This window comes from Nocardia yamanashiensis NBRC 100130 (assembly GCF_001613325.1).
GTDB lineage: Bacteria > Actinomycetota > Actinomycetes > Mycobacteriales > Mycobacteriaceae > Nocardia > Nocardia yamanashiensis.
Map to the genome: position 1 here is coordinate 126,961 of NZ_BDCD01000004.1, position 20,850 is coordinate 147,810.

The window sequence follows — 20,850 nt, forward strand, 5'->3', positions numbered from 1 at the left end:
ACCCATCGGTCTTTTCGGCACGCCCGGTCAGATCTTGCCGGCGTAACTTTCGGCGACCTCGCGGTCCTTCTTGAAGCCGCTGACGACATTGGCCGCCTTGATCTGGTCGAGATCGATTTCGGCGACGAGGATTTCGTCGGTTTTGCTCGCGCGGGCGAGCACTCGGCCGAAGGGGTCGATGACCATGCTGTTGCCGTACAGCTCGAGCGCGTCCTGCCGGCCACGGTTGTTGGCCGCGACGACGAATACCGAGTTCTCCAGCGCTCGGACCGCGGGGAGCATGTCCCAGGCGTGGGCGTATTCGGTCGGCCAGGCCGCCGACAGCAGCAGCACCTCGGCGCCCATTTCGGTGAGTGCGCGCTGCTGTTCGCCGTAGGTGATGTCGGCGCAGGTATTGAATCCGAAGGTCACCTGCCGGCCGCTGTGCGGCAGGGTGACGGTGTCGACGACGAGTCGGCTTCCGTTGGTTTGCGGTTCGGCCTTGTGCACCTCGCTGGCGCCGCCGAGGTAGCGGTCCTTGTCCTCCTGCGACAGGAAGGCGTAGGACTTGCCGTGCAGGTGGATCTTGTCGTAGCGGGTACGGATTCGTCCGTCGGGGCCGAAGAAGATCGCGGAGTTGAACGGGAGGCCGCCGTCCTCGTTCACCACCTGGAAGGTGCCCGCGTGCAGGAATGCTCCGGCTTTCGCCGCCGCCTCGCCGAGCCGGGTGAAAGCCCAGCCGTCCATGGTGTGCTGTTCGGCGTGCTGGATGTCGTCGTAGAAGGCTCCGTCGAGCCACTCCTCCGGCAGGACGATCAGATCGATCCGCTGCCCGGCGAGAGCTTCGATGCGCTCCGCCGCCCGGTTCAAGCGCTCCTTCACCGGGAACTCGCGTTCGGCCAGGTGCTGGATGATGGCGATCTTCATGATGGAACCCTTTCTCTCGAGGTCATAAGCGATCTACCAGCAACGATAGTCGAACATCGGACAAATGTCCGATGTTCTTGGGTTGGCTTCGGTCACACCCGGGCTGCAATGAGCTCGGGGTTACGGGGGGAGTTATCGCGCCGAGGGTTCGACCACGTCGTGCGCGGGCAGGCCCGCGGCGATGAGCGTCCTGATCGCCTGCCGGAAGAACTCCAGCCCTTCCGCGCCTTGATTCCACGCCGTGTTCTGCAGCGCCGCGCCGTCGATGAACGCCATGATCACCCGGGCCCGAAAAGCGGGATCCCGCACGCCGATTCGCGTCAGAAAGTCCTCGGACACCGCGTTGTAGGTGGTGATCAGACGCTCCGCCAGCGGCTGCAGGGCCGGATTGTGCCGGCACTGCAGGTACAGGGTCAGCTGCGCGATCTTCTCCGGCCCGGTCTCGCCGGTCGTCGCCGCGGTATCCCCGATCAGCAGTTCGAGATACCGATCGATCAACGCCTCGACCGGGGTGCCATCCGGTATCGGCGCGTCCGCGAGCCGTTGGATATCGGCCAGCAACCGCGTCGCGCCCAGATCCATTGCGGCCGTGATCAGTTCGTCGATCGATTCGAAAAAATAGCTGGTGGACGAGAGCGGCACCCCGGCCGCGGCGGCGATCGCGCGATGCGTGGCCGCCTGCACCCCGCGCTCGGCGATCACGGTGATCGCCGCGTCGAGCAATTGCGCGCGCCGGCGCTCGCCCGCCGCACGATGACTCTGGGGTCGCGGTGCCATGCCGCGATGGTAATCGGCGCCGCGACCGGCCCCGGGCAAGCGCTCCGGAAACGATCAAGCTTCGCCTCGGTTGCATTTCCTTCTACCTGCGCAAATGCGCTCCGAGAAGGTGCAAGCTGTGGGCATGAAGCTTGGGGGCGAGCAGGACACCGGATCGTTCTACGACGGTGGCGACGCACCTGCCGGCGCGACCGCGGCCGAGGTGGATCCGCAAGCGGTCGTGGTCAACAAGTCCATGGAGCCGGCCGCGCCGACGGTCGTACCGGCCCCGCCCGACCTCACGATCATGCTGGACCGGCTCTACAACGAAGCCACCCGGCGCGAAGAGTTCCGGTTGCTGCGGCGCATCGGCTACAACGACGATTCCCCGGACGGGGTCGGCGAGATTCTGGTGCCCGCGGATCTGGCGAACTGGACGACGGACCTGACGTCTGTGCCGGCCTTCTTGACCTGGCTGGTGCCCAAGACCGGGGCGCACCTGCCGGCGGCGATCCTGCACGACGGGCTGGTCCTGGACAAGGGTGAGCCCGCCAGCTACATCGCGGCGCGCGAGATCCACCGGGACGAGGCGGACCGGATCTTCCGGGATGCCATGGCCAAGACCGGAACCGGATTGATCCGGCGCTGGCTGGTCTGGTCCGCGGTCACGGCCGCGACCATGCACCATGGGCGGCAGGTGGATTGGACCCCGCTGCGGAAATGGCACTACCGGATCGCGCTGTGGGGCACGCTCGCGTTGATCGTGCTGGTGGGGATTTGGTGCACCCTGGATATCCTCGACATCCCGGGCATCCCCGGCGCACCGTGGATCGGCGAGCAGCCCTGGCATGCGCTGATCGGCGGCGCGGCGGGGGCCGTGGTGATTCCGCTGCTGCTGGGCATCACCTGGGGCAAATTCCGGATCGCGGGCTGGATCATCGGTTCCCTGGTGGCGCTGGTCATCCCAGCGGTATTGCCGATCGTGCTGGTGGGCGCGCTGTTCGCGGCCGTCGACCGGATCGAGGAATGGCGGCCCCCGGTAGCCAAGGCGATGGGAATCGCGTTCATCGCCTTGGCCTTCGCGGTGTTCGTGGCCTCGTGGTGGCTGGCCTGACCGATCAGCCCGCCGCGGCCGCCGGCAATCGCTCGATGCCCGGATCGGTGCGCGCCGCCCGGGCCGCCAATGCCGCCAGCACCGGCAAGCGCGCATCACCCAGCGAGGACGCCCGGTTGCCGAGGTGATTGGTCACGAACGCGATCGACAGACCCAGCCCCGGCATGGCGATACCGCCCGAGCCTCCGATACCGAAGTGCCCCAGCGAATCCCGGCGCAACTTGGTGCCCACGATCGCGCGGTGATAGCCCAGTGAATGGTTGGGCGCCGCGCCGAGCACATAGTCGAATTTGCTGTTGAACGGCATTTCGGTAATGCGGGCAACGGTTTCGGGCTTCAGCAGCCGCTGATTGCCGACCCATCCGTCATTGGCGATCGCCGCGTACATGCGGGCCACCGAGCGGGCGGTGAACACGCCGTTCCAGCCCGGCATCATGGCATCGAACGGCCGGTCGGAGAACTGCGCGGCGTTCAGCATGCCGTCGTAGACGACCCCGCGCAGCGAACGCAGCGGGGGAATCGCGGCGGCGACGCCCAGCAGGCGATCCACCGGAAGCTTCGCGATATTGGCGCGCGGCCCGAGCTGCGCCACCCGCCCCCGCTGCGGCGCGGGCACCCCGAACCAGAAGTCGCTGTCGCCCAGCGGAACCGCCAATTCCTCACGCACCAGATCCCGGAAGTCGCGCCCGGTGGCTCGCTGCGCGATCTCCGCGACCAGCGTCCCGAACGTGATGGCGTGATATCCGGAAGCCTTGAGGCGCAGCGGATCCGGCGCGCTCGCGGCGAGCGCGGCGGCCACCGCATCGTGCTCGTACAGATCGTCCGTGTCGGGCAGCAGCCCGCGTATCCGCTGCAATCCGGCGCGATGGCGCAGCACATCGCGAACGGTGATCTCACCCTTGCCCTGCGCCGCGAACTCCGGCCAATAGTCGGCCACCCGGGCGTCGTAATCGATGAATCCGCGATCGGCGAGCCGGTGCAGCACCGTCGCGGCTACACCCTTGCTGGTCGAGAACGACAGCGCCATGGTGTCGGCCCGCCACGGCCGATCGGGGGTGGCCCAACCCGCCCAGATATCGACCACGGGTTCGCCGTGCAGATAGACCGCGACCGCGCCGCCGCCCTTCCGCGGGGCGCCGAACAGCGAGAAGAATTTGGCGGCAACCGAGGTGAACCGGTCGTCGACGAGCATCGCAGCCGACATTTCCAGACTCCTTTGTCTGTACAGGTCGCCCGCATCCGAGTGTTCAACAGTTGCAAGCGCCTTTGCTAACAACTTTCGACGATACGGCCGACTTGGGAACCGGACAAGAGTTCGGCTCAGGTGCGCCGCCGGGCGGGATTCAACCGGATCTGGATATCGCCGGAGGTGGATTCGGGTGCGGGCTGCGCGGTCACCCGTACGCTCACCTGCCGGCCGGTGCCGTTCTCCACGAACGAGAATGGCGGACGGCCGTCTTGCAGATGCTTGTCACCCCACTGCATGAGCGACATGAACACCGGCAGCAGATCCTCGCCGACGGCGGTCAGCCGGTATTCGTCGCGGGCGCGGTGGCCGGGTTCCCGATAGGGCACGCGCGCGACGATCCCGGCGGCCTCGAGCTGCTTGAGTGCCCGGGACACCGCGGGCGCCGAGGTGCCGATCCGGCTCACGAAATCCTCGAATCGGGTGGTGCCGTAGAAGCATTCGCGCACCACCAGGAACACCGTCTTGGTGCTGAGCAGATCCAGCACGCGCTCGGCGGAACAGCCGTCGCCGATCGACCAGGCATCCCGGTCGCGTAGTCGCTCCTCGAATTCCATCGCCACTCCGCCAGTGTAACTAACGCTTGCGTTATCCAGCGGGAGCGTGGTTCCATCTAACTAACGACATCGTTACCTAGGAGGATGTGATGGTTGCAGTAGCGGACAAGGTGGCCGTGGTGACCGGCGGCCGGCGCGGGCTGGGCGCGGCGCTGGTCGACGAACTGCTGGCGCGCGGGGCGCGCAAGGTGTACTCGACGGCACGGTCCGCCTATGCCGACGAACGTCCGCAGGTGGTCACCGCGGAATTGGAGGTGCGGTCGGACGAGTCGGTCGCCGCCCTCGCGGCGCTTGCTCCCGATGCCGAGCTGGTCTTCAACAATGCCGGCGTGCTGCTGCCGGGCGGCTTGGTGACCGGTTCCTTCGAAAACATCACGGACACTTTCGATGTCAATGTGTTCGGTCTGTTGCGCGTGGCTCGCGCCTTCGCGCCCGCACTCGCCGCCAATGGCGGGGGAGCGCTGGTGAACATGCATTCGGTGCTGTCCTGGCTGGCCGGCGCGGGCGCTTACGGCGCCTCCAAATCCGCAGCCTGGTCGGTCACCAATTCACTGCGGCTCGAACTCGCGGCCCAGCACACCCAGGTGGTCGGCGTGCATGCGGGCTTCATCGACACCGACATGGTCTCGGCGCTGGATCGGCCGAAGGCCACGCCCGCCGAGATCGCCGCGCGCATCCTCGACGGCCTGGAGGCGGGGGATACCGAAGTGCTCGCCGACGACGTCACCGTGACGGTCAAGGCCGCGCTGTCGGGCCCGGTCGAACGCCTGACCTTCGCCGCCGCCAGCTGAAACCGCACCGCTTCCAGGAGAATCGAACCGCCATGCCGCTGTGGACCATTCACCACACCCCCGGAATCTTCACCGCCGAGGAGAAGCACGAACTCGCCTCCCGCATCACCGACCATTACGAGCAGGTCGGACTACCGCGCTTCTACGTGGTCACGCTGTTCCAGGAAACCCAGCCCGAGAACTTCTTCGTCGGCGGCGAACCCACTCCGGTCGGGGTGCGGGTCATCATCGACCACATCGCCCGGCACAACCCCGACGCGGAGTCGCGCCGCCGGACCACCCGGTGGATCAACGGCATCCTGAAACCGTATCTCGACCGGCACCCGGACCTGCATTGGGAATTCCACGCCGACGAAACCAGCGAGGAACTCTGGATGATCAACGGACTGGTACCGCCGCCGGGCGGTTCCGAGGCCGAAAAAGATTGGGCCAAACGCAATCTCGCGGTCCCGTACTGATCAGCGGGCCGCGCGCTGCACCTTCGCCCGGGCCGCAGCGAACCAGGCCTGGGTGTCGGGCAGTCCCGCCGCGATCTCCTTGCGGGCGCCGTTGAACCCGTAGAGCGCCCCGGCGTATCGGGTCAGGATCGAGCCCTCGTGTTCCTCGAACTGCTCGAGGGCTTCGGTATCGCCCAGCAGGTAGGCGACTCCCGCGGCGTCGCCCGCGGTCCAGGCGTCGCGATAGTCGTCCCAGCCGTGCTGCTTGACGGCGATCGCGCGCTCGACCAGCTCCGATTGCAGGGCATCACGTTCGGTGTCGCTGGGCCGCCGTGATTTGAGGTGATCCCAGTTCATCGCTCGAGTATCCACCACGCCCCGGGCGCGGCGATCGCCGGTTCGCCCGGGGCGCACTCCTTGACAGTTAGTGACCGATCGGTTGCAATGTTGTTGTGAGCTACGACACGATCATCAAGAGCGGCCGCTGGTTCGACGGAACCGGAAACGCTTCCGCCATCCGACATCTCGGGCTGGTCGGTGATCGCGTCGCCGCGGTCTCGGCCGCACCCCTCGACGAAACCGGTTGTCCCCGAGTCATCGACGCCGCGGGCAAATGGGTACTGCCGGGCATGATCGACATCCACACCCACTACGACATCGAGGTGCTGCGCGCGCCCGGACTGACCGAGTCGGTACGGCACGGGATCACCACGGTGATCCTCGGTTCGTGTTCGCTGTCCACCGTGCACGCCGAGGCGACCGATGCGGGCGACCTGTTCGGGCGGGTGGAGGCAATCCCGCGCGAGCACGTGATCGACGCGGTGCGCGACAAGACCTGGAAGTCGGCGCGCGAGTACGTGGCCGCACTGGAAGAACTCCCGCTGGGGCCGAATCTCGCGGCGATGATCGGGCATTCGGATATCCGGACCGCGCTCATGGGATTGGATCGGGCCACCCGCAAGGAAGTCCGGCCCACCTCCGGCGAACTCGCGGCCATGGAAGCCGCGCTGACCGAGGCCCTCGACGCCGGATTCGTGGGCATGTCGGCCCAGCAGCTGCTGTTCGACAAGCTCGACGGTGAGGTCGCGCGCTCCCGGACCTTGCCCTCGACCTACGCCGGTGCGCGGGAACGGCGGCGGCTCAATGCGATTCTGCGGCGGCGCGGGCGCGTATTGCAGGGCGGACCCGACGTCACCTCGCCGCGCAGCATCGCCGCCATGACCTTCAGCAGCGTCGGACTGTTCCGCAAGCGGTTGAAGACCACGCTGATCTCGGCGGCGGATCTCAAGGCGAACCCGCTGCTGGTGTACCTCATGGGCACGCTCACCCGGGTGATCAACGGCCTGGGCGGTGACTTCCGCTGGCAGCATCTGCCGATTCCGTTCGAGGTGTACGCCGACGGCATCGACCTGGTCATCTTCGAGGAATTCGGTTCCGGCGCGGCCGCATTGCATCTGGCCGATCAAGTGGAGCGCAATGCGCTGATGAGCGACGAGTCCTACCGCCGGCGGTTCCGCAAGGACTACGACAACAAATTCGGGATCCGGGTCTGGCATCGCGACTTCTTCGATGCCGAGATCGTCGGCTGCCCCGATGCGCACGTGATCGGCAAGACGTTCGGGCAGGTGGGCGAGGAACGCGGCGGCCTGCATCCGGTGGACGCGTTTCTGGATCTGGTCGTCGAGCACGGCACCAAATTGCGCTGGCGCACAACGATCTCCAACCATCGGCCGGAGATGCTCAACAAGCTCAGCGCCCACCCCGGCGTGCAGCTGGGCTTCTCGGACGCGGGCGCGCACCTGCGCAATATGGCCTTCTACAACTTCGGCCTGCGTTTCCTGCGCCGGGTGCGGCAGGCCGAACAGGCCGGGCAGCCGTTCCTCACCCTGGAACAGGCGGTGCGCCGGGTGACCGGTGAACTGGCCGACTGGTACGGCATCGACGCCGGCTATCTGCGCGAGGGCGACCGCGCCGATCTGCTCGTCGTCGATCCGGACGGCTTGGACGACTCGCTCGAGGCGTATGCCGAATGCCCCGTGCCGACCTACGGCGACCTGCCACGTATGGTCAATCGCAATGACAAAGCCGTGTCGGCGGTGTTCGTCGGTGGCCAGTACGTCTTCGGTGACGGGGCGCCCGCCGAGGTGCTGGGCGCCGCGCGCACGGGCCGATTCCTGCGAGCTGGAGGGTAATTGACGACCGCGCGACGAACTCAGGCCGAGCGCCGCGCCGCCACCATCAGCAAGCTCGTCGATGCCACCATCGAGGCCATCGCCGAGATCGGATATCACAATGCCTCGCTGGGCGAGATCAGTGCGCGGGCCGGGGTTTCCAAGGGCGCCATCTTCCGCCATTTCGAATCCCGGACCGATCTGGTCGTCGCCGCCGCGGACGAGGTCCGCCGCCGGCACCTGCTCGCCGCCGCCGAACTGCGGCTGCCCGAGAACTCCCTGAGCCCGGCCGATCTGATGACGATCATGCGCCTGATCCGGCGCGAAATCCGGGACACCACCAATACGGTGTGGCTGGAATTGCTGGTCGCCGCCCGCACCGAACCCGAACTGCGGCTGCGCCTGGAACCGGTGCTGCGGGACATGATGCGCGAAGTCGAGGAACTCGCCGTCACCGTCCTCACCCCGGACGTGTCCGCGGACACCGCCCGGCTGATCGCCACCTCGCTGACGCACATGTTCGACGGCGAGGCCATCTTCCGGCACACCTTCCCGCGGCCCGAGCTCGAGGAAGCGCGCATCGAGCAGATCGCGGATGTGTTCCACCAGTTGACAACCCGGCCCGGTGCGCCCGCCTGAATATTGGCTGGACCTCGATCAGGTTGAACCGGATCATCGTCGGAATGACTTCCACACCACACGAACGCCTGCGATTGGTCGGCCGCGAGGTGCCCGCCGCCGGCGAGCTCACGTGGGTGATGAACCTCGACGACTCCGATACGCCTCGCGACATCATCGACGCCATCGGGCTCGCGCCGTACGTGAGCGGCGAACAGCCGCACGCGCTTTCGGTGGAGCTCGAGGGCGTGAAGCCCGAAGCGCCGCTGTGCCCCGACACCGCGCGCGTACTGCGCACCAGCGACGACGACGGCACCCGCACCACGCTGGCGGCCGGTGACGGCTGGACCCTGCGCGTCGTGCGCCGCACCAGCGGCAGCGCGGCTCTGCAGATCTGCGCGGCCACCGAGGAACTGGCCCGCAGTGTGATCGACACGTGCAGTCAGGACGCCACGGTCGAGCCCGAAGCCGACGACAGCCAGATCACCATGGGCTTCTGGCACTACGGATCCCACGGCCCGCAGCGCCGCGAACGCACCATCAGCGCCGCGGCCTGGTCTCAGGTCGCGGGCAACTACGGCACCGATATCGGCGCGGCACTGCAGAAGTTGATGGCCCTGCGCCCCGAGGAGATCAGCGGCCGCCTGCTCCTGCTGCACGGCCCGCCCGGCACCGGCAAGACCTCGGCCCTGCGCGCCCTAGCTCGCGAATGGTCCGAATGGTGCCAGGTGGATTGCGTACTCGACCCCGAAGTACTCTTCGCCACCCCCGGCTACCTCATGGAAGTGGCCATCGGCGTGGACACCTACGACCAGTCCAAGCGCCGCTGGCGGCTCCTGGTCCTCGAGGACTGCGACGAACTGATCCGCGGCTCCGCCAAAGAATCCACCGGCCAAGGCCTTTCCCGCCTGCTCAACCTCACCGACGGCATGCTCGGCCAGGGCCGCGACGTGCTGGTCGCCATCACCACCAACGAAAACCTCTCCCGCCTGCACCCCGCCGTCATCCGCCCCGGCCGCTGCCTGGCCCAGCTCGAAGTCGGCGCGCTCTCTCCGTCCGAGGCCACCGCCTGGCTCGACCGCGAACTCCCGGACCGCCCCAAGCCTTTCGTCGGCCCCGACGGCCTCACCCTCGCCGAACTCATCGAGTCCCGCGACGACCGCACCCGAATCCAAGCCACCCCGACCGACGCCAACCCCACCCCCGCCGGTTACCTCTGACCGGCGGGGGAGTGGGCCGGTTACAGCAGGGCTCCGCCGGTGGCGTCGAGGAGCTGGCCGGTGACCCAGCCGGCGTCATCGGAGACAAGGAACGCGACCATCCCGGCGATATCGCCCGGCACCCCGACGCGTGCCAGAGGTGAGCGGGCGGCGGTGGCGGCGCGGGCCTCGTCATTGGAGCGCAGCCACCAGGCGTTCAGGTCGGTGTCGATCGCGCCGGGATTGACCGCGTTGACGGTGATTTCGCGCGGCCCGAGTTCCTTGGCCAGCGCACGGGTGAACACATCGATGGCCGCCTTGGTCATCGCGTACGCGGTGAGCTGCGGGTCGGCCTTGCCGAGCGTGTAACTGGTGGAGACGTTCACGATGCGACCACCGTCGCGCAGCCGGTCGAGACCGAGCTGCGTGATGAAGAACGGCGCTGTCGTATTGACCGCGAAGAGCCGCCCGAAGACCTCCGGAGTGGTGTCGGAAACCCCGCCCAGGTCCGCGATTCCGGCATTATTGACGAGGATGTCCAGCCCGTCGGCGTGCGAGTCGAACGCCGACCAGAGCGTCTGCGCGTCACCTTCTACGCCCAGCTCGGCATACACCGCGAACGCCGACCCGCCCGCCGCCTCGATCGCGGCGACGGTGTCCTTCGCGGCGTCGGGGCTGGAGTTGTAGTGCACGCCGACCCGCGCGCCGTCTCGCGCCAGCCGCTCGGCGATCGCCCGTCCGATACCCCTGCTTCCGCCGGTAACCAGCGCGGTCTTGCCTGTCAGCGCGTGCATTGCGCCACCTCCATCATTTTGCAGCGTTCGTTGCAGAAAGGCACTGTACCGCAATTTGCAGCGATCGCTGTAAAATAATCCGCATGCAGGAGCGACAGCGCGGACGGCCACGATCGTTCGACCGGGAGGCGGCCCTCGACCTGGCGGTCCGGCTGTTCTGGACGAAAGGCTATGAGGCGACCTCGATCAGCGATCTGACCACCGAACTGGGCATCGGCGTGCGCAGTCTCTACGGAGCGTTCGGTGACAAGAAGGCGTTGTTCGACGAGGCGGTCGACGCCTACGGCCGTACCTACGGCGGCTGGATCGCGCGCGCACTGTCCGAAGAGCCGACCGCGAAACAGGCCATCGCCCGGATCCTGCACGAAGCTGCCACCGAACACACCCGCCCCGACCGGCCGCGCGGCTGCATGCTGCTCTGCGCGGCCGACAACACCAACAATGCCGAAGTGTCCGAACAGCTCCGGCAACTCCGCAATCGAGATCTCGCGGTCTATGAAGAGCGCATTCGGGCCGATGTCGAAGTCGGCCTCCTGCCCGCGGATACCGATTCGGCAGCGCTGGCCCGCTACGCCGGCGCTGTGCTGCAAGGCATTTCGCAGTCCGCTCGCGACGGCGCGACCCGCGGCCAGCTGCAGCGGGTGGCCGCGCTGGCGATCCAGGGCTGGCCCTGATCCGCCTCGCCGCGGATCTCGACAACGCGTAACCAGTCGGTTACGCTTCTGGTTGTGGACGAGGTGGCGGGAGCGATCGCGGATCCGGTGCGGCGGCGCATCCTGGAGTTGCTTCGCGATCAACGGCTGACGGCTGGGGCGATCGCGGAGCAGTTCGAGATCAGTCGTCCTGCCGTGAGCCGGCATCTGCGGGTGCTGCGCGAGAGCGGCTTGGTGCGGGACGAACTCGTCGGACGGCAGCGGTACTACCTGCTCGACGCCGAGCCGCTCGCGGAGATCGCCGACTGGATAGCGAGTTTCGCGGCGCGGCCCGGTTGGGAACAGCATCTCGACGCACTGGAGACCGAGGTGTATCGCACCCGGCGGGAACGCCGTGCGGGCACCGCTGACGAAACACACGCAGAGGAGACCGCATGACCCCGACACCTACCGGCCGCCTGCTCGGCGCGGAGCAAGGTCGCGACCTGGTTTTGACCCGCACCTACCGCGCGCCCATCGAGGACGTGTGGGCGAGCGTCACCGAGTCCGAACGGACCGCTCGCTGGTTCGGCCCGTGGACCGGTGACGCCGGGCCGGGCCGAACCATCAAGGTGCAGATGGCTTTCGAAGAAGAACAGCCGTGGATGGACATGCAGGTCGACATCTGCGAGCCGCCGCGCCGGCTCGGAATTTCGGCGGTGGATGACGACGGCTCGTGGCGTCTGGAACTCACTCTCACCGAGACCGACGGCGTCACCGAGTTGCGATTCATCCACCATCTGCTCACCGAGGCGGAGATCGCCCAGATCCCCCAGGTGGGCCCGGGCTGGGAGTACTACCTGGACATGCTCGGAGCAGCACGTGACGATTCGCCACGACCCGACTTCAACGACTACTACCCGAACATGGCGGCCTACTACGAGAACCTCATGCCCGATGCCTAACTGATTCGTTGACACCCCTGCTCGCCGGTGGTCCAATTGGCGATAGCAGGGAGTTTGCGATGACATCGTCCGACTTGAATCCGGTGGATGCGCGAACCTGCGATGTATGCGTCGTCGGCGCCGGAATCGCAGGGTTGAACGCCCTGTTCGTCGCGAGTCGATATCTGCGCCGGGACCAGAAAATCATTCTGGTGGACCGGCATCCGGTGGCCGGGGGAATGTGGGTCGACGCCTATCCGTACGTCCGGCTGCACCAGCCGCATCCGCTGTTCACCGCAGGCGATATCAAATGGACCATCCACAAGGAACGGTCCTACCTCGCGACCAGGACCGAAGTGCTCGAGCACTTCGCACACTGCGTCCGGGTCATCAGGGAACGCGTGCAGGTGGAGGAACACTTCGGCGTCGACTACCGGTCACACGAGGAGACCGCCGACGGCGTGCGCGTCACCTGCACCGATCCGGCCGGCCGGCCACTGGTGATCATGGCGGACAAGCTGATCAAGGCGTTCGGGGTGAACGTCGCGCCCAAGGACCCGCTCACCGTATCGAGCGACCGGGTGCGGTCGGTGTCGCCGAACTATTGCGACGTACGCAGCGGAGAAATAGCCGACAGCGACGAACCGGTGTGGATCATCGGCGGCGGCAAGACCGCGATGGACACCGCGTCGGCCCTGATCGCGGCCCGCCCGGACCGGGAGGTGAACCTGGTCGCCGGGCCCGGGACCGTATTCCTGGACCGCGATCGCATCGTCCCGCCCGGGCCGCGCCGGTATTGGGGCGGCCTCATGCCGAACCGGCTGTTCATCGAGGTCGCACGCAAATTCGACGGCACCAACGAGAACGAGGTCCAGGCTTGGCTGCTGGCCAATGCCGGACTGTCGGTCACCCCGCAGGCGGACAACTTCTTCGCGGGCCTGTTGTCGGAGGCGGAACAGGCGACGATTCGAGCGGGACTGCACACGGTCGTCATGGGTCACCTGCGGGACGCGGTCGACCGCAATGGCGCCGTCGATTTGGTCTTCCGCAATGGCGATACCGTCGCGACCCCGGCCGGCAGCTGGATCGTCAACTGCACCGGCTACCTGTTGCACACGGATACGCCCTATGAGCCCTACGTGTCGCCCGGCGGCCAGGTGCTCTCCATCCAAACCCGTTCGGCGACCTTCGGATTCCTCTCCTTCGGCGGCTACTTCCTCACCCACCTGATGTTCCGGGACAAGCTCCGTAAGGTGCCGCTGTACGCGTTCGACGGGGACGAACTGCGGAAGAAGACGGTTACCGCCGCTCCGCTCGCCTATGGCGCTCTGACGCTGCACCTGCACAATCTGAGCCTCATCTACGAGGCGCTCGGGCCGTCGGTGTTCCTGCGGTGCGGACTGGATTTCGATCGGTGGTATCCGCTGCATCGGCGCATGGTCGATTCCGCGTATTTCGCGCGGACGCATCGGCGCGACCGCGAACACCAGCGGCAGACCCTCGAAACGATGGCCGAGCGATTCGGTATGCGCTGCGCTGCTGTCGTAGGGGACTGAAAACCGCTCTCCGCCAGAAACTGGGACGCCTGTACAGGGGTGCCCAGTTTTTGAAGCGGTTTCGTTGATTATCGTTACGTTTGCAGCAACCAAACGGAACGAAATGAATCGCAGGTCGAACAGGGGATTCGGCGAAGCCTGACCTCCGATAAGGTTCACTTATCGGAGGTCAGACCGCGATGGGAGGATTTGGGGCGCAATGGGTTTCGTTTCGTGTTGTTCCGTTGGAAATGACGGAACCAACGTTACGATTCTGCTCGTGTCGACGACTTGTAACTACCCGGGATGTGTCCGACCGATTACTCGCGGAGGGGGACCCGGACGGCCATCGGAATACTGTGACCACCCGGACCACACCCGCTGGCGGGCCTGGAAAGAGCGGCAGCGCAGGCAAAGTGCGGAGGGTGAGACCTCGGCCGCGAACGTCACTGTGACGCAACAGGGTCCGGCTACCGTGGCTCGATTGCGGGCCGATGAATTGTTGGGGCAGTTCCGCGGACTGGCCGATCAGCTGGGAAACACCTTGTCGGCGGCGGTCGCCGAATTGTCTACGCTGGCCGACCCTTCGGTGGCGGAGGCGCAGGTCCAGGCGGTGCAGGCGGATGCGGCGCGCCGGATTGCCGAGGCCGAGGTCGCGACCGTGGCGGCGGAGCAGGCGCGGCGCGATGCCGAAGAGGCCAGGGCGGCAGCGGAAGCCGCGGCCGATGATGCGGCGGCCGCTGCCGAGAGCGCGGAGGCGCGGATCGCCGAAGCGTTGAGTGCGCGTGACGATGCACTGGGCGAAATGGAGCGGGCCACCAAGCAGGCCGCCGATGAGGTGTTCGCCGCACGCGCCGAGGCCGAAGCCGAGATTCGCACGGTGCGACGGGAAGCCGCCGAAGATGTGGAGCGGGCGCGGCAGCAGGCGACCGAAGAGATCGAGCTGGCGCGGTCGAAAACCGTGACCGAGATCGAAGCGGCGCGACGGGACGCCTCGCAGCGGATCACGGCCGCGGCGGCCGAACGGGACCTGGCGGTGCAGCGCGCGGCCGATGCCGAACGCGCCATCGATCGGGCGGAAGCGGCTGTCACCGAACGCAATCAGGCGCTGAGCGAGACCCGCGACGAACTCAAGCGGGTACGGGACGAGCTCGAGCGCTCCCGTGCCGAACTGACCGAGGTCCGCAAGCAGGCGGCGGCCGATATCGCGGCGGTCCGCGCGGAATCCGCCGCCGCGCTGGACAAAGCGGGCAAACAGGCTGCCGAACGTCTGGCTACCCTCGACGACGCCCGCGCGCAAACCCTCGCCCGGGCCGAACGCGCCGAACAACAGCTCGATCAGCTCCTCGCCGAACGGCCGGCCGCGGCCCGCGAATCCCGGTAGTTCGTCCCGAATAGGGCATTCGTCCGATAGCTTCCGCGCGGCCGGACTCCTAGGGTTCACCTTCGGGTCGGGGTGGTTCGGGTAGGAGGAAGTTCGCGGATGATGCGGTCGCGGAGTCGCTTTCGAGCGGCGATGGGTGCGTTGATGGTTGTGGTGGTGCCGGCGCTGGTGGTGACGGCGTGCTCGACGAAGGATACGAGTTCGGGCGCGTCGGCGTCCTCGTCGGTGAGCCGGACGTCGGTGAGTGCCACGAAGACGGTGACGCCGACGAGTTCGAGTGCGGCACAGGGGAATCAAGGCGGCGGCGGACAGAGCGGCTCGGGTGGGTCCGGCGGATCCGGTGGCTCGGGCGGCGGCAGCGGATCGGATTCGGGCGGCGGTCAGGGCGGCGGTACCCCCGACGGGGCCGGATATCCGCCGGGCTACATGGACGGCGGCAATATCAACGGCCGCCAAGCAGACGGATCGGGCTACTACGCCGACCCGACCGCGCCGGAATCGCCGTACATGCATTCGCCGACATCGCATCCGGTCGGCGGCCACGACCACTGCAACGAGCAGTGCGGGGTGGTGCGGAAGTGCACCGATCAGATCAACTACTACGGCGACCCGCGTTCGAACGCCGAAATCAACAGCATCGGCGAGCGGGATGGCAAGTGCCCCACGCCGATCAAGGGCACCGCGACGACCTCGCCGCCGGTGACCACCACCACGGCGCCGGCCCCGGAAACCACGACGACCGTGGCTACCACCTCGGTCGCTCCCACCTCGGCGGCGACCACGTCACCAGCGTAGTAGCGAACCCGTAGCGCCCGCATAACAGCTGTGGACCGCATCCTGAATGCTTCGTAGCGGAAGCTCCGATGTTGCTCGCATTTGCCCCTTACAGCGGTATCGTCATCTGCAAGACGGCATCGCTCCGACCCCGGTTCTGCAATGATCTTCGATCGAGGTTCGTTATCCGGCGGGCCGCCCGTGCAGGGATCCACCGAACAGGTGCACGGAAGGGTAAAGGGGTGCGAGACTTGAACATCGACGCCATGCGAGCACGGCAATCCCGGCCTAGTGTGGCGCGCGTCTACAGCTACGTGCTCGGCGGGCGTGACAACTATGGGGTCGACAAAGAAGTCGGTGACTTCTTCATGGGTGATCTGCCCGGTTCCGAGCTACTCGCGATCACCAATCGGCAGGCCATGTTGCGCGCGGCGCGCAATATGGCCAACGTCGGTATCAAGCAGATCATCGATATGGGCTGTGGCCTGCCCACCGATGTGAATGTGCACGACGAGTTGCGCAAGGTGCATCCGGACGCCCGCGTGGTCTATGTCGACAATGATCCGTTCGTGGTGGCGCACGGTCGTGCGCTGCTCGCGGTCGATGACAATATCGCGGTCTTCGAGGCCGAGGTGGGTGATCCGGCGAGCATTGCCGGAAACCCGGAAGTGCAGCGGCTCATCGACTTCGACCAGCCGGTCGGGATCATCTTCGGGGCCGTGCTCAGCTTCCTCGAGGACAAGGAAGACCCGGCCGGAGTGGTGCGCTTCTGGGCCGAGCGCCTGGCGCCCGACAGCCGCGTCTACATCTCGCACTTCCGCACCGGGCACACCCAGAACCGGGAAGCCGCGGCCACCGAGCGCAAGATCCTGGAGGCGTTCGGGCGCGGCACCTGGCGCACCGATGCCGAGATCGAGGCCATGTTCGGCGATTTGGAACTGCTCCCGCCGGGTGTGCAGCCGTGCGCGGAGTGGCAGCCGGATGCCTCGGCGGTCGAGCACGAACTCAATGACTACGAACTGCTGATCGTCAGCGGGATCGCCCGCAAGGCATAGCTTTTCGACCGTGATGTGCGGTGGGCGCGAACCGGCGCCCACCGCACATCGTCGTTTCGGCGCACCGCCACCTCAGCGCGGCTTGCGCCACATCGGCCACAGGAGCGGCCCGCCCGCGGTGGCATCCAGCTCGCCGGTCACCTCGAAACCGAAACGCTCGTAGTACGGCACGTTCTCGGGCTTGCTCGATTCCAGATACGCGGGCACGCCCTCGGCATCGCACCGATCCAGGCGCGAAGCCAGCAGCGCGTGCCCGTAACCCAGGCCCCGGGCGCTCGGGAGCGTGCCGATCGCCTGCAGATACCAGTGCGGTTCGCGCGGATGCGCTGCCGCCATCACCTCGGCCAGTTCCCCGGCCGCGCCCAGCCGCCGCCCGAAAGCGCGGATCAGGTTCGGCAGCGAACGCAAGGTCGAGGCTTGCGAGGCGTGCCATTTCCCGGGCGGCGCCCAAAGCGTCACTCCCGCAATCCTTCCGGCATCGTCCTGCGCGACCTCGACGCCGCCGAGCGCGAGGAAATGCGTCCGCGTCTGCCCGGCGAAGAGCTGTGCGGCGCGCCGCGGCCGGGCGCTGTCGTCGGGGATGAGCCATTCGAACACCGGATCGTCGGCGAAGGCCAGCCCGAGCACCCGGGCCAGCTCGCGAATATCCGTTTTCACTGCGGGACGAACGGTGACATCCATGTCCTCACGGTACTGCTTCGGCTGCGCCGGCATGCCCCGCCGCGAGATGTCCGGCGGCGGCGTGATCGTGGGTGGGAACGATGCGCACGGTATCGCGGACCACGTGCAGGCGGTGCAGGGTGCGGAAGGTCTCGTCGCGATCGGCGTCCACGAACCGGCCCGGCAAGGCCGACTTCTGCCGGATCTCGGTGACCTGCAAGGCATCCCAGGCGGCGTCGCCGGCCAGCAGTACCCAGCCGCGCGCGGTGTGGGCCAGCACGCCGATACTGCCCGGGGTGTGCCCGGCCAGGTCCACCAGCACCACGCTGCCGTCACCGAACAGGTCGTGACTGCGTTCGAAGGTCAGGACGGGCGGTCCGTCGAGTTCGTATTCGACGATCGGGCGGTCCAGCAGCGAATCCCGGACGCCGCCCGCGGGCGCCACCGCGCCGCCGGCGATCCACTCGTGCTCGACGCGATGCAGGTGCACCGGCAGCCCCGGCAGGTCCAGCAGCCCGCACACGTGATCCCAGTGCGCGTGCGTCGGCAGCGCGAAATCCGGTGCGGGCAGGGCGGGTTCGCGGCGCAGCGCCTCGACGGTGGGCAGGGTGGCGGCGGGCGGGCGCACCACGCGGCGCAGCAGCGGCGGCAGCTGGGCGATGGCCCGGTGCTCGGCATCCACGCACACGCTCGGATCGACCAGGAAGGTGGCTTGCGGATGCCGCACGACGAAGGTGGTCAGGGCGGTCTCGATGTGGCGCGGCTGGAAGACGCCCTCCACGATCATGGCGGTCGGTACCGGGCGGCCGACCTGGGGGAGCGCGGTGACCCGCACCGTATTGCGCGGTGTGGGCAGCCCCGCGTCGGTCAGCGAACGGAGGAACCGCTCGTCCCGGGGACGCGGGCGGACCATGCCGTGCAGCAGACCCGCTGCGGCGGAGCAGCATTCGGCGAGGGTGGGATTGCGGACTGGATCGGACATGACCGAACGCTAATACTTAAGGTCGACATGAAGTAAAGGGGTAAATCATGAACACCACCGCCTTGCTGAAGATCGGCGATGCCGCCGCGGCGCTCGGAATCGAGGCGCACGTGCTTCGGCATTGGGAATCGGTCGGGCTGCTCGCGCCGCCGCGCACCCCGGCGGGCCATCGCGGCTACGACGAGCAGACGCTGTATCAGGCCCGGCTGATTCGCATTCTGCAGCGAACCGGGCTGTCACTGGACCAGATCCACGCGCTGGGCCGCACCGACCTGTCCGGTCGTCAGGAACTCATTGCCGCACGCCGGGCCGAGATCCAGGAACGCGTCGCCGTGCTGCGGCGCACCGACCTGTTTCTCGAGCATCTGCTGAGCTGCCATCATCCGGTGATCTCGGAATGCCCGGAGTGCTCGGACTTCGCCCGGTCCGATCGCACCGGGCCCCGTCCGCTGGTTCGCGATTGACCCGTCAGTCCTGCCGGTGGGCGACGAACACCGGGATCACCCGGGTGGTGTTCGCCTCGTAGTCGGCGAACTGCGGCATGACCTCGACCATGCGGGCGTAGAGCGCGTCCCGCTGCGCACCGGTCACGACTTCGGCCTTGGCGCGGAACTTCTCGACGCCGATCTCGATCTCGAACTCGGGATTGGCGCGCAGGTTGTGGTACCAGGCCGGGTTCTTGTCGGCGCCGCCGTTGGAGGCGATGAGCACGATGCCGTCGCCGTCCCGCACGAAGACCAGCGGATTGGTCACCGCGCGACCGGATTTCGCGCCGACGGTGGTCATCAGCATCATATTGTCCCGGCCTTCGAACGGGCCGCCGACCTTGCCGCCGTTGGCCCGGAACTCCGCGATCACGCCCGCGTTGAAATCGTTCATCAGCACTCTCCTTGTAGATCGTCTCCGAGGCAGCAACCACCCCGGAACCGACCGCATTCCCGAGCCGATGATCAGAGCGTGGTGACCCGGACGGGCGCGCCGTGCGCGGGGACATGGGTGATATTGCGGATCTTGGCGCGCTCGCCCGCCGCGCCGTCGGGCAGTTCGAGGCGATAGCGCGTCAGCACTTCGCGCAGCACCGCGGTGCCCTCCATGAGCGAGAACCCGGCCCCGATGCAGCGCCGCACGCCGCCGCCGAACGGGAGCCAGGCATTGTGACCGACGCTGCCGTCCAGGAACCGGTCCGGTCGGAACGCGGTGGCGTCCGGATAGTTCGAGGTGCTGCGATGCGCCAGCAGGATCGAGGTCGAGACCACGGTGCCGCGCGGCAGGTCCAGGCCGCCGATGGTCAGGTCGCGGGTGAGTTTGCGGCCGGTGGCGGCGATGACGGTGTGCCGCCGCATGCCTTCTTTCAATGCCGCTTCCAGGTATTTGTCGTCGCCCTCGCGGGCGGCGCGGCGCGCGGTGTCCTGGACGACCGGGTCGGCGGCGAGCTCGTGCAGCGTCCACGACAGCGCCGACGCGGTGGTCTCGTGCCCGGCCAGCAGCAGGGTGATGAGCTGGTCGCGCAGTTCGGCATCGGAAAGCGGTGTGTCCGAGGGATGCTCGCCCGCGCCGACCGCGAGCAGCCGAGACAAAACATCGGTGCGCCGGTCCAGCTCCGGGTCGGCGCGGCGGGCGGCGATCTCGCGATAGAGCAGCTCGTCGATCGCCCGCTGGGTGTCGCGGAAGCGTTTCCACGGCCCGAACCGTTCCAGGCGCGGATACTTCCAGCCCAGGAACACGATCGGATTGAGGTTCACGATCTGCCGCAGGCGCGGGGCGAGTTCCTCCCGCCGGCGCGCATCGGTCAGCCCGAACACCACCCGCATGATGACCTCGAGGGTCAGATCGTTCATCTGTTCCAGGGTGTGCACGGTCGAACCCGTCACCCACCGCTCCGTATGCTCCTTGGCGATGGCCTCCACCATGCCCCGGTAGCCGCGCAGCGCCGAACCCGCGAACGCGGGCATGAGCAGCCGGCGGGCCCGGGCGTGTTCGGCTTCGTCGGTGAGCAGCAGCGAATGCTCGCCCATGACGTACAGCAGCAGCCGATTGCCTTCGCCCGCATGCAGATCCGCGGGATCGGCCGCGAATATCTCGCGAATGTGCTCGGGCTTGGAGAACACCACCACGTTCGATGCGTACGGTTCGATCAGCCGCAGGGTGAACACCTCGCCGTAGCGGCGCGCCGATGCGATGAGCAGCGGGGCCCGCCATTTCGCGTAGAGCAGCGTCTGAATGGCGCGCGGCACCGGCGGACCGGGCGGATAAGCGAGGTTCACGTGATCGTCCCTTCGCGCACACCGCATCGGC

The 20,850-nt window shown here is 67.4% G+C and carries 25 protein-coding genes; 14 read left to right on the forward strand and 11 right to left on the reverse strand.

Translation table 11 applies throughout. The features are described 5' to 3' along the window. Nucleotides 1-27: 27 nt before the first annotated feature. Together NY1_RS04270 and NY1_RS04275 are read right to left on the reverse strand one after the other, a co-directional pair. Nucleotides 28-906: a nitrilase-related carbon-nitrogen hydrolase gene (locus NY1_RS04270; RefSeq protein WP_067708551.1), complete on the reverse strand. Its 879-nt coding sequence runs from the start codon at nucleotides 904-906 to the stop codon at nucleotides 28-30. A gap of 132 nt (nucleotides 907-1,038) precedes the next feature. Then, entirely contained in the window at nucleotides 1,039-1,683 is a 645-nt protein-coding gene (locus NY1_RS04275; protein WP_067708552.1) for a TetR/AcrR family transcriptional regulator, read from the reverse strand. 124 nt (nucleotides 1,684-1,807) lie between these two features. Between NY1_RS04275 and NY1_RS04280 the strand changes: the two genes are divergently transcribed. Beyond that, nucleotides 1,808-2,776 (forward strand): DUF1353 domain-containing protein, encoded by a 969-nt coding sequence (locus NY1_RS04280; protein WP_233434207.1) that lies wholly within the window; start codon nucleotides 1,808-1,810, stop codon nucleotides 2,774-2,776. A 4-nt stretch (nucleotides 2,777-2,780) separates the two neighbouring features. On the opposite strand, the gene NY1_RS04285 is transcribed toward NY1_RS04280, so the two are convergent. Further along, complete coding sequence (locus NY1_RS04285; protein ID WP_067708557.1) at nucleotides 2,781-3,980, reverse strand: serine hydrolase domain-containing protein; 1,200 nt, start codon at nucleotides 3,978-3,980, stop codon at nucleotides 2,781-2,783. A gap of 116 nt (nucleotides 3,981-4,096) precedes the next feature. Then, a complete protein-coding gene (locus NY1_RS04290; protein WP_067708559.1) occupies nucleotides 4,097-4,579 on the reverse strand; it encodes a winged helix-turn-helix transcriptional regulator in 483 nt (160 codons plus the stop codon). 89 nt (nucleotides 4,580-4,668) lie between these two features. Between NY1_RS04290 and NY1_RS04295 the strand changes: the two genes are divergently transcribed. Together NY1_RS04295 and NY1_RS04300 are read left to right on the forward strand one after the other, a co-directional pair. Further along, entirely contained in the window at nucleotides 4,669-5,370 is a 702-nt protein-coding gene (locus tag NY1_RS04295; protein WP_067708561.1) for an SDR family oxidoreductase, read from the forward strand. Between the two features lie 32 nt (nucleotides 5,371-5,402). Continuing rightward, nucleotides 5,403-5,828, forward strand: a complete 426-nt coding sequence (locus NY1_RS04300; protein WP_067708564.1) for a tautomerase family protein — start codon at nucleotides 5,403-5,405, stop codon at nucleotides 5,826-5,828. On the opposite strand, the gene NY1_RS04305 is transcribed toward NY1_RS04300, so the two are convergent. Beyond that, nucleotides 5,829-6,164, reverse strand: a complete 336-nt coding sequence (locus NY1_RS04305) for a hypothetical protein (protein ID WP_067708567.1) — start codon at nucleotides 6,162-6,164, stop codon at nucleotides 5,829-5,831. A 95-nt stretch (nucleotides 6,165-6,259) separates the two neighbouring features. Between NY1_RS04305 and NY1_RS04310 the strand changes: the two genes are divergently transcribed. From NY1_RS04310 to NY1_RS04320, 3 genes are read left to right on the forward strand one after another with little or no spacing between them, the layout of a single operon-like run. Continuing rightward, nucleotides 6,260-7,999, forward strand: coding sequence for an N-acyl-D-amino-acid deacylase family protein (locus NY1_RS04310; RefSeq protein WP_067708570.1), 1,740 nt, complete (start codon nucleotides 6,260-6,262; stop codon nucleotides 7,997-7,999). After that, the gene (locus NY1_RS04315) at nucleotides 8,000-8,617 is read left to right on the forward strand and encodes a TetR/AcrR family transcriptional regulator (RefSeq protein WP_067708572.1); all 618 of its coding nucleotides are present in this window, start codon (nucleotides 8,000-8,002) and stop codon (nucleotides 8,615-8,617) included. Nucleotides 8,618-8,661: 44 nt separating this feature from the next. After that, complete coding sequence (locus NY1_RS04320) at nucleotides 8,662-9,816, forward strand: DUF5925 domain-containing protein (RefSeq protein WP_067708573.1); 1,155 nt, start codon at nucleotides 8,662-8,664, stop codon at nucleotides 9,814-9,816. Nucleotides 9,817-9,836: 20 nt separating this feature from the next. Here NY1_RS04320 and NY1_RS04325 read toward each other — a convergent pair whose 3' ends face one another. After that, the gene (locus NY1_RS04325) at nucleotides 9,837-10,589 is read right to left on the reverse strand and encodes an SDR family oxidoreductase (protein ID WP_067708575.1); all 753 of its coding nucleotides are present in this window, start codon (nucleotides 10,587-10,589) and stop codon (nucleotides 9,837-9,839) included. 83 nt (nucleotides 10,590-10,672) lie between these two features. Here NY1_RS04325 and NY1_RS04330 point away from each other — a divergent pair, with 83 nt between their 5' ends. The 5 genes from NY1_RS04330 (at nucleotide 10,673) to NY1_RS04350 (ending at nucleotide 15,084) form a co-directional block, all read left to right on the forward strand. Then, on the forward strand, nucleotides 10,673-11,263 hold the full coding sequence (locus NY1_RS04330; protein ID WP_067708578.1) for a TetR/AcrR family transcriptional regulator: 591 nt from the start codon (nucleotides 10,673-10,675) through the stop codon (nucleotides 11,261-11,263). 54 nt (nucleotides 11,264-11,317) lie between these two features. Next, entirely contained in the window at nucleotides 11,318-11,680 is a 363-nt protein-coding gene (locus NY1_RS04335; RefSeq protein ID WP_067708581.1) for a metalloregulator ArsR/SmtB family transcription factor, read from the forward strand. Beyond that, nucleotides 11,677-12,186: an SRPBCC family protein gene (locus NY1_RS04340; protein WP_067708583.1), complete on the forward strand. Its 510-nt coding sequence runs from the start codon at nucleotides 11,677-11,679 to the stop codon at nucleotides 12,184-12,186. Before NY1_RS04335 ends, NY1_RS04340 begins: the two co-directional genes overlap by 4 nt. A 59-nt stretch (nucleotides 12,187-12,245) precedes the next feature. After that, nucleotides 12,246-13,721: an FAD-dependent oxidoreductase gene (locus NY1_RS04345; protein WP_067708585.1), complete on the forward strand. Its 1,476-nt coding sequence runs from the start codon at nucleotides 12,246-12,248 to the stop codon at nucleotides 13,719-13,721. A 454-nt stretch (nucleotides 13,722-14,175) separates the two neighbouring features. Further along, nucleotides 14,176-15,084, forward strand: coding sequence for a hypothetical protein (locus tag NY1_RS04350; RefSeq protein WP_233434200.1), 909 nt, complete (start codon nucleotides 14,176-14,178; stop codon nucleotides 15,082-15,084). Between the two features lie 56 nt (nucleotides 15,085-15,140). Here NY1_RS04350 and NY1_RS04355 read toward each other — a convergent pair whose 3' ends face one another. Further along, nucleotides 15,141-15,335 carry a hypothetical protein gene (locus NY1_RS04355; protein WP_067708591.1) on the reverse strand — a complete coding sequence of 65 codons (195 nt, stop codon included), beginning with the start codon at nucleotides 15,333-15,335 and terminating at the stop codon, nucleotides 15,141-15,143. Between NY1_RS04355 and NY1_RS44075 the strand changes: the two genes are divergently transcribed. Together NY1_RS44075 and NY1_RS04365 are read left to right on the forward strand one after the other, a co-directional pair. Beyond that, nucleotides 15,325-15,879 (forward strand): hypothetical protein, encoded by a 555-nt coding sequence (locus NY1_RS44075; RefSeq protein ID WP_067708594.1) that lies wholly within the window; start codon nucleotides 15,325-15,327, stop codon nucleotides 15,877-15,879. The genes NY1_RS04355 and NY1_RS44075 overlap by 11 nt on opposite strands. A gap of 221 nt (nucleotides 15,880-16,100) precedes the next feature. Then, nucleotides 16,101-16,913 carry an SAM-dependent methyltransferase gene (locus tag NY1_RS04365; protein WP_233434201.1) on the forward strand — a complete coding sequence of 271 codons (813 nt, stop codon included), beginning with the start codon at nucleotides 16,101-16,103 and terminating at the stop codon, nucleotides 16,911-16,913. 72 nt (nucleotides 16,914-16,985) lie between these two features. On the opposite strand, the gene NY1_RS04370 is transcribed toward NY1_RS04365, so the two are convergent. Both NY1_RS04370 and NY1_RS04375 read right to left on the reverse strand, forming a co-directional pair. Beyond that, nucleotides 16,986-17,594: a GNAT family N-acetyltransferase gene (locus tag NY1_RS04370; protein ID WP_067708905.1), complete on the reverse strand. Its 609-nt coding sequence runs from the start codon at nucleotides 17,592-17,594 to the stop codon at nucleotides 16,986-16,988. 4 nt (nucleotides 17,595-17,598) lie between these two features. Then, nucleotides 17,599-18,555, reverse strand: a complete 957-nt coding sequence (locus NY1_RS04375; protein ID WP_067708597.1) for an MBL fold metallo-hydrolase — start codon at nucleotides 18,553-18,555, stop codon at nucleotides 17,599-17,601. Nucleotides 18,556-18,602: 47 nt separating this feature from the next. On the opposite strand from NY1_RS04375, the gene NY1_RS04380 reads away from it, so the two are divergent. Continuing rightward, nucleotides 18,603-19,019, forward strand: a complete 417-nt coding sequence (locus tag NY1_RS04380; RefSeq protein WP_067708599.1) for a MerR family transcriptional regulator — start codon at nucleotides 18,603-18,605, stop codon at nucleotides 19,017-19,019. A gap of 4 nt (nucleotides 19,020-19,023) precedes the next feature. On the opposite strand, the gene NY1_RS04385 is transcribed toward NY1_RS04380, so the two are convergent. Next, nucleotides 19,024-19,434, reverse strand: coding sequence for a nitroreductase family deazaflavin-dependent oxidoreductase (locus NY1_RS04385; RefSeq protein WP_067708906.1), 411 nt, complete (start codon nucleotides 19,432-19,434; stop codon nucleotides 19,024-19,026). A gap of 71 nt (nucleotides 19,435-19,505) precedes the next feature. Then, nucleotides 19,506-20,819: a cytochrome P450 gene (locus NY1_RS04390; RefSeq protein ID WP_439955993.1), complete on the reverse strand. Its 1,314-nt coding sequence runs from the start codon at nucleotides 20,817-20,819 to the stop codon at nucleotides 19,506-19,508. Nucleotides 20,820-20,850 lie beyond the last annotated feature (31 nt).